Source organism: Alcaligenes sp. GCM10023179, from assembly GCF_042653705.1.
Lineage (GTDB): Bacteria > Pseudomonadota > Gammaproteobacteria > Burkholderiales > Burkholderiaceae_B > Alcaligenes > Alcaligenes phenolicus.
Map to the genome: position 1 here is coordinate 783,195 of NZ_JBHSIQ010000002.1, position 15,272 is coordinate 798,466.

Genomic DNA, 15,272 nt, shown 5'->3' on the forward strand with positions numbered 1-15,272 from the left:
CTGGCATGTACACACCACGCCACAATGGGACGTTTGCGCCCTCGATACGTAAAATCGGCAGTTCCAGCCGCTCCGGCTTTGCCCTGGACCGCACGTTCAGCGCCGTGCAAATGGCATTAATACTGGGTTTGGGAGCCAGCGCGCTGGCCTTGATGGCCTCGCCTGCGCGGGCACAAAACAGTACGGCTGCCCAGGCTGATGAAGTCGTCACCCTGCCATCCGTTACCGTCAAAGGTCAGCGTGACAAGACTGTAGAAAGCTATGCAGGCGGACAAGTCGCCACCGGCGGACGTGTCGGCTTGCTGGGCACCAAAGACTTCATGGAAACGCCCTTCAACACCATCAGCTATACCGAGCAATACATAGCCGATCAACAGGCGCGTGACATCAGCGAAGTGATCGCCAAAACCGACCCCAGCGTGTTCATGAGCGGCATCGCAGGCGAGAGCAACGAAAGCTACTCCATCCGCGGCTTCCGCTCCGATGTGGGTGATGTCACCGTCAACGGTCTGGCTGGGATGGGCGGCTACTACCGCAACTCGCCCGAAGCCTACGAGCGCGTCGAGGTCCTGAAAGGCCCCTCTGCCCTGCTCAACGGCATGCCGCCCAAAGGCTCTGCAGGCGGCGCCGTCAACCTGGTCACCAAACGCGCCGGCGACGATCCCCTGTTTCGCGTCACAGGCAGCTATATGTCCGACTCGCACTTTGGTGGCCACGTGGATCTGGGCCGTCGCTTTGGCGAGAACAAACAGTTCGGCGTACGCCTGAACACGGCCTACCGCGATGGTGAAATTGCCGTCAAAGACCAGGACAAGAAAATTACCCAGACCTCTTTGGGCCTGGACTGGCGCGGTGAGCGTGTCCGCTTGTCTGCCGACCTGTTTCACAGCAAAGACCGCGCCTACGGCCTGACACGCGGCCTGACCTTGAATCCCGGCGTAGAACTGCCCAAACCACCCAAACCCGATGTGTCGTGGAACCCGCCTTGGGCTTTTTATGACACCACCGATAAAGGCGCCATGATCCGTGGCGAGTTCGATCTGAACGATCAATTCACCGCGTACGCTGCCGCCGGTATCAGCCGTACCAAATTCAGATCCAATATGGGCGCTGGTCAGGTAATCAATAACGCAGGCGACTTCAGGATCAACTTCAGCGGCGTGGCCGACGAGATGCGGCGCAAAACCGCTGAAGTGGGTCTGATGGGTAAGCTGCAAACCGGCCCGGTCAGCCATCAATTCGCGATCAACGCCACGCAGTACAACGAAGACTACGACCTGAGCGGCTTTCGCAACTTGCTGCCCACCGCATGGGAAACCAATATCTACGATCCCGTCTGGGGTCCAGAGCCTTCCTTGCCGAACAATATTCCGCTGATCAGCACCACTAAAACTCGCTTGAAGAGCATCGGTTTTGCTGACACCCTGTCCTTTGCCGAGGACCGCGTACAAGTGACACTGGGCGCACGCCGTCAGCAAGTGATCAACGAGAGCTTTAATGGCACCACCGGCCAGCGTACAGGCGAGCGCTACAAGGAAAGCGCAACCACTCCCGCCGTCGCTTTCCTGGTGAAAGCCACTGATCAAGTCTCGGTCTACGCCAACTACATCGAAGGCTTGTCCCAAGGCGCGATTGCTCCCAACACCGCCGCCAATGCAGGTCAGGTTTTTGCCCCCTTCAAAACCAAGCAGAAGGAAGTGGGCCTGAAGCTGGATCTGGGTGACTTTGCCCATACCCTGGCCCTGTACGAAATCAAGCGCCCCAGCAGCTATACCGACCCATTTACCAACGTGTTCTCCTTTGGTGGCGAGCAACGCAACCGGGGCATTGAATGGGGCTTTTTCGGCTCCCCCATGGAAGGTGTTCGCTTGATGGGTGGCGTGGCTTACTCCGATCCGGAAATCACCAAAGCCGCCAACCCGGCTGAAGAGGGCCGCCAGGCCACGGGCCTGCCCAAGTGGCAAGCCAAGCTGGGCGTGGAATGGGATGTACCCAACTTGCAAGGTCTGACCGTGATGGCCAACGCCACCACCTCATCCAAGCAATACCTGAGCGCGGACAACTCCCTGTCCATCCCAGGCCACACCGTGTTTGATCTGGGCGCACGCTATCGCACCAAGATCTCCGGCCGTCCGCTGACCTTGCGGGCGACGGTGAATAACGTAGCGAACAAGGCTTACTGGGCCAAGCCGCACTTCACCAGCCTGGGTGTGGGCGCACCACGGACTTTCATGTTGTCAGCAACGATGGATTTCTAAGCTGAAGAGCTGAATTTGATGACAGGGCCTTGTTGCAGCTGAGTGGTGTGACAAAGCCCTTGTTTGATGACAAGCAGATGCTGCCATCGGTATTTTCAGGTGAGCTCACCAGCGGTCGACTCACCAGTCAGCTAACTGGCGTACAACTGAGCAATTTCTTAAGCCACGAAGCACAACAGGTGAATATCTTCCGGGTCCAGCTCAAATAAACGCGGGTCTGGCTCTGGCGCGATTTCAAAGCCGTGAGCCATATAAAAATCCACCGTATTCACCGAAGGCGTGGCCGAGGCATAGACCGCCTTCGCGCCCCACTTAACAGCCTGCTTCTTGGCCTGATCCAGCAGCCATACGCCCATCCCCTGACCGCGCAAGGACTGGCTGACATGCAGAAAGAACAACTGACGCCACTCCCCCTGTGGTCCCAAGGGCAGGCTGTCCAGGCCGACGGCGGCCAGCAGGCTATCACCCTTGAATACGCCCATGAACCAGGAGCCTCGATGAAAAGCGTCCTCATGTTCCGGGTGATATTTCTCCGGGTCACCTTCCGGCCAACCCCGCAAATCAATATCAGCCGCTTGCTTGTGCAAGACGCCATCGCGCAGCTCGTACAAACCGTCAATCCGTTCACTACGGTCTATAGACCACAACAGATTCAGTTCGGTTTCTTTCAAAGGGCGCAGCGTCAAGCCTGGAGGTAAAGAGGGCATGGTAATCAAGGTGATGTATTTCGGGTTTGTAGAGGATTGAATCCGCCTCAACGCTCAACCAGGGAACTCGCCTGGCCAAGTCCCGCATGAAACTTGCCCCCTGAGTGAACGCGCCCGATTATAGGCGTACATCGCTCTGAATGCCTCGGCGAACAGGACGGCGCAAGACCGTAGCAGCTCGCAAATCGGGCTGTGGATCACGATCCTCTGCCTGCGCCAGCGTACTTAAAATCGAGCAGTCAGGCTGTTCATCACCCGGACAACAACCAATGGATGCTTCCAGCGCCAAGGCCATGTCCTGCATGTTTTTAATGCGGCTGCTCAGCTCAGTCAGATGCTGTTGCGCGACCCGCTTTACATCTGCACTCTGACGCGACGGGTCGTGCCACAGGCTCAACAAATCACCAATGGCTACCATGGAAAATCCCAGATCGCGAGCACGTCTTATAAAGCGCAAGCGCTCCACATCTTTTCGGCTATACGTCCGGTAACCCGCAGCAGTGCGCTCGGTTTCCGGGATAAGGCCAATCTGCTCGTAATAACGAATCATTTTGGCCGACACTTTGGATACCTTGGAGGCTTCACCAATATTCATCTTGCTCCCCTTGCTCAATGAAAGGACTCGAAAGTCGGGTGTCAGTGATGGCAAAAGGTGGCAGGCCTTGTCCAAAGCCCCATCAGTCTTTTCTGCCTGCCCAGGCCTGTGTTGCCAGCACTGACAACACACAGTGTGAAGATTCCCACGGTAGGAAGGTCAAGCGCCCGCGTGGCCCAAGCCTCCGGCTCCAGAACGCTATGGCGTAAAAAATACATCCACATGCAAATCCTGCACTTTCAAACCGCGCTTGAGCACCATGCCCATCGTGGCATCCACCATGGATGGCGAGCCCGCCACATAAACCTTCCAACCGCTTAAATCAGGCTGATCGTGGCCAACGATATCGGTGACAAGCCCCCGGCGATAGTGAGTGGCCGGTATCCCGGAGATGACAGGAGTAAAAGCCAGATTGGGGTATTGGCGCTCCAGCGCCCGGAAGTCATCAATAGCATATAAATCCCGCAGTTCGCGCGCTCCAAAATACACATGAATGGGCTGATTCATGCCACAGGCCAACGCCGTTTCAACAATCGATTTGATAGGGGCCAGGCCCGTGCCTCCCGCAATGCACAAGATAGGGCCGCCATGCCCCTCGCGCAGATAGGAGGAGCCGCGAGGCACGTCCAGGCTGAGCTTCTCGCCCGGCTGAAGCACGGTGTGCACATACGAAGACGTCACCCCACGGGGAACACGACGTATGTGAAACTCCAGCTCGGGTGCACCAGGGCGGTTGGCCATGGAGTAACTGCGCACGGGCGCCTGTCCGAATTTGATATCCGCGTACTGACCGGCAAAAAACATCAGAGGCTCAGGCTCATCCAGACGGATACGCACAAGGCGCACATCGTGCGTCAGTTCTCGCAACTCGGACACCGTACCGGTCACGCTACGCGAGGGTGCCAGCCCCCGCACATCATCCGTGCCAATCCAGTCTACGGTCACATCACTTAAGGGGATCGCCCTGCAGGCCAGAATCAGACCGCGGGCTTGCTGCTCCTCGGTCAGGGCAAAGCGGGAGTGCTCCAGCCGGTCAATTTGCCCATCAACCAGCCGGGTTTTACAGCCCCCACAACGTCCCAGACGACAGCCATGCGGATAGGCCAGGCCGCTTTGCAAGGCAGCCTGCAAAATGTTTTGCCCCTCCTGAGCGGCGATCTGCTGACCGGTCTGACGGATAAGAATTGTTTTGCTGCTCATTGCTGCCCCCTTCACGTATAGCCCCACGGGCCACGCATTACTCTCAGTTCCCGCCCGGTTCTTGTTGACCAATAGGGATCTGGCTGTCTCATTCTTGTATTTGACATGGCGACTCCACACAAAGTTGCTGTTTAACGACACAAAAGGCTTATTTCTCAATGCCTTGTGAACAAGCTAAAGCTTCCAACGATTGGAGAGTCAACACCTTCAACAAGGTGTGCAGACAAACCTTGACCTTCCAATCGTTGTAATGCCTAGCCTTGGCTAACAACTTTGCACAGACGCTTCGGAAGGGCCGAAGCCCTGCTGCAGGAAAGGGATACAGCCATGCGTCGAACATTCAAATTTGCTTTAGCGGCAAGCGCCATCGCCGCCATCGGAACCGCCTACGCTGCCCGCGATGGTTCCGATCATAAAGACAAGGCAGCAGAACCGCCACCAGAAGCCACCAGTGCGCCCGCAGGCCCCAGCGTGCCTGTTGCTCAAGTTCTGGAGCGCAGCATTCTTCCCTCTACGGATTTCACCGGATTTCTTGCCGCCCCTCAATCGGTAGAACTACGTTCGCGCGTAAGCGGAGCGGTCGAAGCGGTCAGCGTCCCGGAAGGCAGTCTGGTACGTAAAGGGGAGGCTTTATTTCATATAGACCCGCGCCCCTTTCAAGTAGCTCTGGATACAGCCACAGCGCAATTACGTCAGTCCGAGGTCCTGGCCAAACAAGCGCAAGACGATCTGAACCGGGTACAGAAACTGGTCGAGACCGGCGCCGTTTCCCGCAAGCAATACGATGATGCACTGGCCATACGCAACGCCCAGCAAGCCCAGGTCCAGGTTGCCAAAGCAGCGGTCGCCGCCGCGCAGCTGGACCTGTCCTACACCCATATCCGCTCGCCCATCTCGGGTCGGGTAGACCGGGTCCTGGTCACGGCAGGCAATCTGGTCAATGGCGGCGCCACTGACCAGGCCAGCCTGTTGACCACCATCGTCTCCACAGACCCTTTGTATGCGTACTTCGACATAGACGAAGCCACCTACCTGAAAGCCATCCGCCAGACCCGCCCCGAAAAGGATGACAACACCTCCGGGCTACCCGTTTCCGTTGGACTGGCAACAGATCAGGGCTTTCCGTATCAGGGGACACTGGACTTTGTGGGAAACCAGATTGATCGCAGCACCGGGACCGTACGGGCGCGCGCAGTCATTCCCAATCCCGACGGCATGCTGGCCCCCGGCCTGTTTGCGCGCGTCAGACTGGCTACAGGGGCAGAACAAACCGCTATTTTGATTGACGATCAAGCTCTGGGCACTGATCAAGGGAAAAGATATGTACTGGTTGTAGACCCGAACAATCAAGCCCAATACCGCGTGGTCGAACCTGGACCGATGGTCGATGGTTTACGTGTCATTAAAAGCGGTCTGCAAGCCGGTGAAAAAGTCATTATCAAAGGCTTGGTACGCCCCGGCATGAGCATCACTGCCCGCCTCGTTCCCATGCAGGCGAGCAGTGAAACAGCAAGCGCTGCGGTCCACCCCGCGGAGGCCCAGCCATGAAGTTCCCTCACTTTTTCATCGGCCGGCCCATCTTTGCCATCGTGCTGTCCTTGCTGATGCTGATCGCCGGTGCCATGGCCTTCTGGCAACTGCCACTAAGCGAATATCCGGCAGTCACGCCCCCTACCGTGCAGGTAACAGCCAAGTATCCAGGTGCCAATCCCGAGGTCATTGCCGACACGGTGGCCGCGCCGCTGGAACAAGCTATCAATGGCGTGGAGAACATGCTGTACATGAACTCCCAAATGGCGACCGACGGCCAGATGGTCCTGACCATCGCCTTCAAGCAGGGAACGGATGCCGACATGGCCCAGATCCAGGTGCAGAACCGGGTTTCTCGCGCCCTGCCTCGTCTGCCCGAGGAGGTTCAACGCATCGGCGTTGTCACCCAGAAAACCTCGCCAGATGTGCTGATGGTGGTCCATCTGGTCTCCCCGGAGAAACGCTACGACTCGCTGTATCTGTCCAACTTTGCCATCCGGCAGGTACGAGACGAACTGGCCCGCCTTCCTGGGGTGGGGGATGTACTGGTTTGGGGGGCTGGTGAATACTCCATGCGCATCTGGCTGGACCCGTCCAGCGTGGCAACACGTGGGCTGACAGCCAGCGACATCGTGGCGGCCTTGCGCGAACAGAACGTGCAGGTCGCTGCCGGTTCTGTGGGGCAACAGCCCAATACGGACTCGGCCTTTCAAGTCACCGTCAATACCCTGGGGCGTCTGTCCACGGAAGAACAGTTTGGTGAGATTGTGGTCAAGACGGGCGAGGACGGACAAGTGACCCGTCTGCGCGATGTAGCCCGAGTCTCTTTGGGGGCCGATGGCTACACACTGCGCAGTTTGCTTAATGGCGAATCCGCCCCTGCCCTGCAAATTATTCAAAGCCCAGGTGCCAATGCCATTGATGTCTCCAATGCGGTACGCGCCAAGATGCAGGAACTGCAAGGCGGTTTTCCGCAAGACATTGAATACCGCATCGCCTATGACCCGACAGTCTTCGTTCGGGCCTCCTTGCAATCCGTAGCCATCACCTTGCTGGAAGCTGTCTTGCTGGTGGTGATTGTGGTTGTCCTGTTTCTGCAAACCTGGCGTGCTTCCATCATCCCACTGGTCGCCGTGCCAGTGTCCCTGGTGGGCACCTTCGCCTTGATGCATATATTTGGTTTCTCCCTGAACACGCTCTCGCTGTTCGGGCTGGTCTTGTCCATCGGCATCGTGGTTGACGATGCCATTGTGGTGGTAGAGAACGTGGAACGGCACATGGCGCTGGGCGAGTCGCCCAAGCAAGCGGCCTTCAAAGCCATGGATGAAGTAACCGGCCCGATTATTGCCATCACATCCGTTTTGGCAGCGGTCTTTATCCCCTCCGCGTTTCTATCCGGACTGCAAGGCGAGTTTTATCGACAGTTCGCCCTGACGATCGTGATTTCCACCATTTTGTCGGCCATCAACTCCTTGACCCTGTCGCCCGCGCTGGCCGCCATCCTGCTCAAACCTCATCACAGCAAGACACGTCCAGACTGGCTGACACGGCTGATCGATACCCTGTTTGGCGGATTCTTCCGCCTCTTTAACCGTTTCTTTGACCGCGCTGCCAGCTCTTACGTAGGGACAGTGCACCGTGCAGTCCGTGGCAGTGCGATTGTTCTGATGTTGTATGCCGGCTTTGTGGGTCTGACCTGGTTGGGTTTTCACCAAGTACCCAACGGCTTTGTGCCCGCTCAGGACAAGTACTTTCTGGTGGGCATCGCGCAGCTTCCTAGCGGAGCCTCGCTGGACCGCACCGAAGCGGTGGTCAAGCAGATGTCGAATATTGCCCTGGCCGAGCCGGGCGTGGAAAGTGTGGTCGCGTTTCCAGGCCTGTCCGTCAACGGGCCGGTCAATGTTCCCAATTCCGCTCTGATGTTTGCCATGCTCAAGCCTTTTGACGAGCGTCAGGACCCCTCGCTTTCTGCCAACGCCATCGCCGGCAAGCTGATGGGCAAGTTCAGCCAGATCCCTGACGGATTTTTGGGGATTTTCCCACCGCCACCTGTCCCAGGCTTAGGCGCCATGGGTGGCTTCAAACTGCAAATTGAAGACAGAGATGGTTTGGGCTTCGAAGCTCTGGTGCAAGCACAAGGGCAAATCATGGCCAAAGCCATGCAGGCCCCGGAGCTGGCCAATATGCTGGCCAGTTTCCAAACGAATGCGCCCCAAGTGGATGTGGAGATTGACCGGGTCAAAGCCAAGACCCTGGGCGTCTCCATGACAGACGTATTCGAGACCTTGCAGATCAACCTGGGATCGCTGTATGTCAACGACTTCAACCGCTTCGGGCGCACTTACCGCGTCATGGCACAGGCTGACGCGCCATTTCGCGCCCAGGCTCAGGACATTGGTCTGCTGAAAGTACGCAGTAATAAAGGCGACATGATTCCCTTGAACGCCTTTGTCACCCTGACCGAAGGCTCCGGCCCCGACCGGGTGATCCGCTACAACGGCTTTCCCTCCGCCGACATCAGTGGCGGCCCTGCCCCTGGCTACTCATCCGGGCAGGCCACAGACGCGATCGAAAAAATCCTTAGGGAAACCTTGCCCGAAGGCATGGTCTACGAATGGACAGACCTGGTCTATCAGGAAAAGCAGGCCGGCAACTCTGCCCTGTACATCTTCCCTCTGGCCGTCCTGCTGGCCTTCCTGATTCTGGCCGCCCAATACAACAGCTGGTCCCTGCCCTTTGCCGTCTTGCTGATCGCCCCCATGGCCCTACTCTCGGCCATAGGCGGTGTCTGGCTATCCGGTGGCGACAACAACATCTTCACGCAGATTGGTTTTGTAGTACTGGTCGGGCTGGCCGCCAAAAACGCCATTCTGATTGTGGAGTTTGCCCGCACGCAGGAAGAGGCGGGAGCTGACCCATTGACGGCCGTCCTGGAGGCCGCCCGGCTACGGCTGCGCCCCATCTTGATGACCTCTCTGGCCTTTATCGCTGGCGTGGTTCCCCTGATGCTGGCCAGTGGAGCAGGTGCAGAAATGCGCCACGCCATGGGGGTGGCCGTGTTCGCCGGCATGTTGGGCGTCACCCTGTTCGGCCTGCTACTGACCCCTGTGTTCTACGTGCTGGTGCGCAAACTGGCACTGCGCCGCCAACAGCGCCGGGCCCCTGACCGCAACGACCAGCAACACGCATGAAGCCAAGGACAAGCATGAACATGATTTTCCCCTACCTGCCCCGCGTTCGACGCCTCAGCCCCCTTGCCCTGGCATTGATACTGACAGGCTGTACGCTGGCCCCCAAGTACGAGCGGCCGGCCGCCCCTATCGACGCTACGTATCCCGCTTCCCCCCTTACTACGGAAGAGGCTAGCTCTGCTGCAGTCATCGCTGCAGAAATAGGCTGGCGCGACTTCTTCCGCGACCCGCTACTACAGCAACTGATAGAAATTTCACTGGCAAACAACCGCGACTTTCGTACAGCAGCCTTAAATGTCGAAGCGGCACAGGCGCTGTATCGCATTCAGCGCGCCAAACTGCTACCAGAGCTGGGGGCGGCCGCCAGCGGTGCCTCCGAGCGCCTTCCCGCCGACCTAAATCCAACTGGCACCAGCCAGCTTAATCGTCGCTACGAGGTGGGCGGTGTCAGCACAGCCTGGGAGCTGGATCTATGGGGCCGCATCCGCAGTCTGAACGAACAGGCACTGACCAACTATCTGGCCCTGGATGAAACTCGCGTAGCGGCCCAAACCAGCCTGATCGCCGAGCTGGCCAATACCTATCTGACGCTGCGGGCCGACCAGGAGCTACTACGTCTGAGCAGCGACACGCTGGCAACGCAACAGCGCTCCTACGAATTAAGTCGCCAGTTAAAGGAACTGGGCCATGCCACCCAACTGGACCTGCGCCGCGCGGAAGTCGCTCTGCGACAGGCAGAATCCAGCTATGCCGCCTATAGCCGCCAGGCAGCCCTGAATCGCAACGCTCTGGTCCTGCTGTTGGGACAAGCACTCAGTGCCGATCTATCCAGACAGCTGGATGAGGCGGTTACGCTGCCCGATCAGATCCTTGTGGCGGATCTACCTGGCGGCCTGCCCTCCGACCTGCTGGTACGCCGACCCGACATTCGGGCTGCCGAGCAAACCCTTCGAGGCGCAAACGCCCATATTGGCGCAGCACGAGCTGCTTTTCTTCCTACCATCAGCCTGACTGGGTCCATCGGAACCGCCAGCGCTTCACTGGAAGGTCTGTTCGACTCGGGTACACGGGCCTGGAGCTTTTTTCCCAGCATTAATCTGCCCATTTTCAAGGGCGGTGCCCTGCTGGCAAATCTGGATGTCGCCCATGTGCGCAAACGGATAGAAATCGCCCAGTATGAAAAAACCATTCAGGTCGCTTTCCGGGAAGTTGCGGACGGGCTGGCAAGCAAAAGCCTGCTGGACCAGCAGATCCAATCCGAGAAGCTGGCGGTCACGGCCAGCCTTGAGGCTCAAACCCTGGCCGAGCAACGCTTTCAGGAAGGTATGGACGACTACTTGAGCGTTCTGGATGCACATCGCAGCCTGTACAGCAGCCAGCAAACACTGATCAGAACGCGCCTGGCACGACTGAGCAATCTGATTGACCTGTACAAGGCTTTGGGGGGTGGGTGGAAGGAGTACACAAACTCGGCGGATCACAACACTTGAACCTCGCTTTTGTGCCCGAGGCAGGACAGCATGTGCATGGCGTGCATGGATGGACCTCCCGCTCTGGCCCTGACACTGCTCTAGCAGTGCCAGGGCAGCACGGTTGATCTTAACGATTCCGACGGGCCCGCTCCTGCACGACGTTACTTTCCAGCATCAATGCCGCCCGGCTAGTAACCCGATCCAGCATGCTGCTCAGGGCCGATATTTCTGCTGCACTCAAATCCTGAAAGATCTCCTCGTTCAAGGAGGCAACAACCGGCATGACCTCCTCATAACGCTGCACTCCCAACTCCGTCACCGAGACATGCACAATGCGCGAGTCTTTGGTATCGCGCGTCCGCTTTAGCAAACCTTTCTCGCACAAAGTACTGACCGCTCGTGAGCAACGAGCGGTATCCAATGCTGCCGCCTCGGCCAAAGCCGTGCCTGTCAAAGCAGGATGCATGTTGGCAATTGCCAGAATGCGCCATTCACGGCGAGTGATATTGAAACGCCCCTCGCACAAGCGAATAAAAATCGGATTACTGGCAGACCAGGCTCGATACAGCTGGAACATCATCATGGCCGGCAGCGTAAGGGGCGCCGCACTGCCTGCAGTGCTTGCCAAGGCAGGGGAAGGCTTGGGGGAGCTGACCATGGGATGACCTTTAACCTTGAAGATACTTGATTAGAACAACTATCAGCCCCCTTGGTAAGCTGCGGTAAAAACTGATGGAAATCAAAAAAAAGGAGACAAATCATGGCCCTGAACCGCCTTCGCGCCACGGTAACAAGCTGTCTGCTGTCAGGACTGCTGTTCACTGGTTTATCCCACGCAGCAAGCCCCGTTGAAACCCTGACTGTCGTTGTGCCCTATGCGCCCGGAGGCGCGTCTGACCGGGCCGCACGCATTGTGTCGGACGGTCTGCACAAAAAACTGGGTATTCCCATTGTGGTCGAGAACAAGACCGGCGCCGGGGGCCGAATTGCCGCCCAGTATGTCAAAAGTACGGCGGCAGACAAAAATGTGCTGATCCTGGCCAACCCCGCCGTCATGGTCGTCGCCCCCCTGGTTTTCAATGACATCCCCTACAAACCCGACACCGACTTCCAGGCCGTTTCCATGGTGACTGAATACGGTTTTGGGGTAGCGGTGTCGGCAGACAGCGACATTCAAACCATGGACCAACTGATTGCCTGGGCCAAAGAGCATCCCGGTGCCTTCAATATTGGCGTCCCGGCCACCGGCAGCCTGCCGCACTTTTTCGGCCTGATGCTATCTCAGCAAATTGGCTCCAAGGGCGAGATCATCGGCTATCGCGGTTCGGCCCCAGTCATTACAGACTTGATCGGCGGCGTACTGCCCTTGGCTATCGATACGCTGGATGTACTGACGTCTCAGCACCAGGGCAAGCGCATCCGCATTCTGGCCACCTCGGGCAGCGAACGAGAGACCACCCTGCCAGATGTACCTACCTTGAAACAGTCCGGTGTGGACCTGGAAGCCTCAGGCTGGAACGCCTTCTTTGCCCCGGCCTCCATGCCAGCCGATAAAGTCGCCTTCCTGGGCACGGCCATTAAAGAAGTCACCAGCGACCCGGCCCTGCAAGAAACACTGCTGAAAAATGAATTGATTCCCGTATCTACCGATGCAGAAGAAACCCGCGTCCGCATTGAACAATTCCGCCAGCAATGGGCTCCGGTCATTCAAGCCTCCGGCTTCAAAGTCACGCAATAAACCAGCAACACAGACAACATGACACAACGCAAGAACGTCCTGTTCATCATGGCCGATCAGCTGCGGGCCGATCACTTGGCCTGCTACGGCCACCCTCATATTCGTACCCCCCATCTGGATGCTTTGGCCGCCAAGGGGGTGCGCTTTGATAGCGCTTTCGTCAATTCCGGCGTCTGCGGCCCATCCCGCATGAGCTACTACACGGGTCGCTACCCGTCGACGCACGGAGCCACCTGGAACCGCGTGCCCTTGTCGGTAGGCGAAGTCACCATGGGCGAATACTTGCGCGCCGGTGGGCATAAACTGGTGTTGGCGGGCAAGACCCACATCATGGTCGACCACAAGGGGCTGGAACGACTGGCTCTGGATGGTGGCAGCGAACTGGCCCGCCTGCTTAAAACAGGGGGGTTTGAAGAGATAGACCGTTACGACGGCCACCACGAACCGGGAGAAGAAAGCGGCTACCCGGCTTACCTGCGACGTCATGGTTATGAATCCGACGACCCATGGACAGACTTTGTCATCTCTGCGCACGGGCCCGATGGGCAGCCAGTCAGTGGCTGGCACATGCGCAATGCTTGCTACCCGTCCCTGGTAGAGGAAAAGCACTCGGAAACGGCCTATATGACGGACCAGGCCCTGTCCTTCATGGAGCGCATGGGGGATGAACCTTGGGTGCTGCACCTGAGCTACGTCAAACCACACTGGCCCTATATCGCTCCTGCGCCCTACCACGATATGTACAGCGCCGAGCAATGCCTGCCCGTAGTGCGCAACGAGGCCGAATTAAGCAATGCGCATCCGGTCGTAGAGGCCTACCGCCAGCAAGAGGAATGCGTCAGTTTCGCCAGCGAAACCTGCATCAACACGGTCAGACCCGCCTACCAGGGCCTTATTACCCAATTGGACGACCACCTGGGCCGCTTGTTCGACTTCATGTCCCGCAATGGCCTGATGGACAACACCCTGATCATCTTCACGGCCGACCATGGGGATTTCCTGGGCGATCATTGGCTGGGCGAGAAAGAGCTGTTCTACGACACTGTGCAGCGTGTACCTTTCATCGTCTACGACCCGTCACCGGAGGCGAATGCTACGCGGGGAACAGTCGATGACAGAATGGTCGAAGCCGTGGATGTGCTACCCACCATGCTCTCGTGGCTGGGCCTGCCGCTGGCTTCCCACCGCCTTGAGGGACGAGACTTGCTGCCCCTGCTACATGGCACCCAGCCACCTTGGCGCGACTGCGTGTTTTCCGAACTGGATTACAGCTATCGCCTGGCCCGCGTGAAACGCGATAAATCACCATCCAATGCCAGAGCCTGGTCCCTGCGCAGTGACCGCTGGCGCTATGTGTATTGGCTGGACGAGCCTGAGCAGCTCTATGACCTGCATGCCGATCCTGAGCAGTTCAACGACCTGGGCCAATCTCCAGACCACGAAGACGTACGGGTTGAATGTCGGGAGCGCTTGCTGCAGTGGTTCACAAGCCTGAAACGCCGAACGACCGTGACGGACGAAGAAGTAGAGCGCGGTACCAATGCGTATAAAAAAGCAGGGGTATTTTTCGGGCAGTGGTAAGCCCAAGAGCAGAAAGGGCAAGCGTGTAGCATCAAGCGCTTGCCCCCTTCCTAGTCCGGGTTCTTCGGACCGCGGCGCTTGGGCAAGATGGCGGGCGTATCGTCATGTGGCTTGAACAAATACGGACTCTTATCGGGTTCCGGATTCGGAGAACCATCAAACTGCGTGGCTTTATGGTCTACCGGCCACCTTCGCTCCTTGTCTTTGCCGCGTTCATTTACTTCTTTCAGGTCTTCCTGCACCCGCCCGGCAATATCCACTTGGGATTCGCTGCTGGGCTCCGGTGCTTTGGCTTGATTCGAGCCTTCGGTGTTGCCTTTGCGTGTGGGACTCATGCGGACTCTCCAAAGATCAGGTTTCACAGACAGGCTCCAGCAAACAGCGTGCCTGGCGGCCTTGGTGCTCGCCTCCAAGCTACTAGCCTGTCGGGCGAGGCCATGAACAGGCTGGGACTAAGGCTTGGCCTGACTGTGACCTTCATTGGCACGAGCCAGAAAAATCCGTATCAACTCCGGTGAGTGCTCTTCCAGCCAACGAGCCATCGCACGCTCTTGCTCCAGGATTTGATGGCACACCATCGCCGTCTCCGTATCGCCCACAAAATCAGCGGCCTCCTTGAGCTGGCTGTAAGCCGCAATTTCCAGGTTTTCGAAGGCAAAGCTGAACATCGTGCCTTTCACCACCTCATCAGAGGCAAAGATCCCGGAAAAGCCCTGAAACACTGCCATAACTTTCCCGCCCAGGTCTTTGAGCAAGGACGTATCCCCACCGCGCCGCTCTATACATTCGCGCACCAGCCCCTGCTGTGTCTGAGTTTCCTTGATATGTTGCTGAATACGCTGATGCAACTCCGGGTAGTTCTCCACCCGCGAGAGCATACTGTTGAGCATCGTCTCAGCCTGTTCTTCCATTGCATGCGCGTCTCGAAGCCAGTCCATCAAGTGTTTGTCCGCGCGTGATTTATTGGTATCCATGACATTCTCCTGTCGGTTTGCCTTGC

The 15,272-nt window shown here is 57.8% G+C and carries 12 protein-coding genes; 6 read left to right on the plus strand and 6 right to left on the minus strand.

The genetic code is table 11. From position 1 onward, the window contains the following. Nucleotides 1–5: 5 nt before the first annotated feature. Entirely contained in the window at nt 6–2,258 is a 2,253-nt protein-coding gene (locus ACFPDR_RS12955) for a TonB-dependent receptor (RefSeq protein WP_083054237.1), read from the plus strand. 158 nt (nt 2,259–2,416) lie between these two features. On the opposite strand, the gene ACFPDR_RS12960 is transcribed toward ACFPDR_RS12955, so the two are convergent. The 3 genes from ACFPDR_RS12960 to ACFPDR_RS12970 all read right to left on the minus strand — a co-directional run bounded on the left by ACFPDR_RS12960 (nt 2,417) and on the right by ACFPDR_RS12970 (nt 4,760). Further along, nucleotides 2,417–2,965 (minus strand): GNAT family N-acetyltransferase, encoded by a 549-nt coding sequence (locus ACFPDR_RS12960; protein WP_021447025.1) that lies wholly within the window; start codon nt 2,963–2,965, stop codon nt 2,417–2,419. A 118-nt stretch (nt 2,966–3,083) separates the two neighbouring features. After that, the gene (cueR, locus tag ACFPDR_RS12965) at nt 3,084–3,560 is read right to left on the minus strand and encodes a Cu(I)-responsive transcriptional regulator (RefSeq protein ID WP_009463760.1); all 477 of its coding nucleotides are present in this window, start codon (nt 3,558–3,560) and stop codon (nt 3,084–3,086) included. 198 nt (nt 3,561–3,758) lie between these two features. After that, entirely contained in the window at nt 3,759–4,760 is a 1,002-nt protein-coding gene (locus tag ACFPDR_RS12970) for a 2Fe-2S iron-sulfur cluster-binding protein (protein WP_369326224.1), read from the minus strand. Between the two features lie 327 nt (nt 4,761–5,087). Between ACFPDR_RS12970 and ACFPDR_RS12975 the strand changes: the two genes are divergently transcribed. Genes ACFPDR_RS12975 through ACFPDR_RS12985 form a run of 3 tightly spaced genes read left to right on the plus strand, consistent with a single transcriptional unit; the run spans nt 5,088 to nt 10,971 of the window. Further along, complete coding sequence (locus ACFPDR_RS12975; RefSeq protein WP_376911211.1) at nt 5,088–6,308, plus strand: efflux RND transporter periplasmic adaptor subunit; 1,221 nt, start codon at nt 5,088–5,090, stop codon at nt 6,306–6,308. Beyond that, nucleotides 6,305–9,481, plus strand: coding sequence for an efflux RND transporter permease subunit (locus ACFPDR_RS12980; RefSeq protein ID WP_376911212.1), 3,177 nt, complete (start codon nt 6,305–6,307; stop codon nt 9,479–9,481). Before ACFPDR_RS12975 ends, ACFPDR_RS12980 begins: the two co-directional genes overlap by 4 nt. A gap of 14 nt (nt 9,482–9,495) precedes the next feature. Continuing rightward, on the plus strand, nt 9,496–10,971 hold the full coding sequence (locus tag ACFPDR_RS12985) for an efflux transporter outer membrane subunit (RefSeq protein WP_376911213.1): 1,476 nt from the start codon (nt 9,496–9,498) through the stop codon (nt 10,969–10,971). Between the two features lie 109 nt (nt 10,972–11,080). On the opposite strand, the gene ACFPDR_RS12990 is transcribed toward ACFPDR_RS12985, so the two are convergent. Continuing rightward, nucleotides 11,081–11,611 (minus strand): MarR family winged helix-turn-helix transcriptional regulator, encoded by a 531-nt coding sequence (locus tag ACFPDR_RS12990; protein WP_083054244.1) that lies wholly within the window; start codon nt 11,609–11,611, stop codon nt 11,081–11,083. Between the two features lie 102 nt (nt 11,612–11,713). Between ACFPDR_RS12990 and ACFPDR_RS12995 the strand changes: the two genes are divergently transcribed. Both ACFPDR_RS12995 and ACFPDR_RS13000 read left to right on the plus strand, forming a co-directional pair. Next, nucleotides 11,714–12,691: a tripartite tricarboxylate transporter substrate-binding protein gene (locus ACFPDR_RS12995; RefSeq protein ID WP_376911214.1), complete on the plus strand. Its 978-nt coding sequence runs from the start codon at nt 11,714–11,716 to the stop codon at nt 12,689–12,691. Between the two features lie 18 nt (nt 12,692–12,709). Next, nucleotides 12,710–14,272 carry a sulfatase-like hydrolase/transferase gene (locus tag ACFPDR_RS13000; RefSeq protein ID WP_376911215.1) on the plus strand — a complete coding sequence of 521 codons (1,563 nt, stop codon included), beginning with the start codon at nt 12,710–12,712 and terminating at the stop codon, nt 14,270–14,272. 50 nt (nt 14,273–14,322) lie between these two features. On the opposite strand, the gene ACFPDR_RS13005 is transcribed toward ACFPDR_RS13000, so the two are convergent. After that, nucleotides 14,323–14,607, minus strand: coding sequence for a hypothetical protein (locus ACFPDR_RS13005; RefSeq protein WP_321290221.1), 285 nt, complete (start codon nt 14,605–14,607; stop codon nt 14,323–14,325). Nucleotides 14,608–14,724: 117 nt separating this feature from the next. Beyond that, entirely contained in the window at nt 14,725–15,246 is a 522-nt protein-coding gene (locus tag ACFPDR_RS13010) for a ferritin-like domain-containing protein (protein WP_254002627.1), read from the minus strand. Nucleotides 15,247–15,272 lie beyond the last annotated feature (26 nt).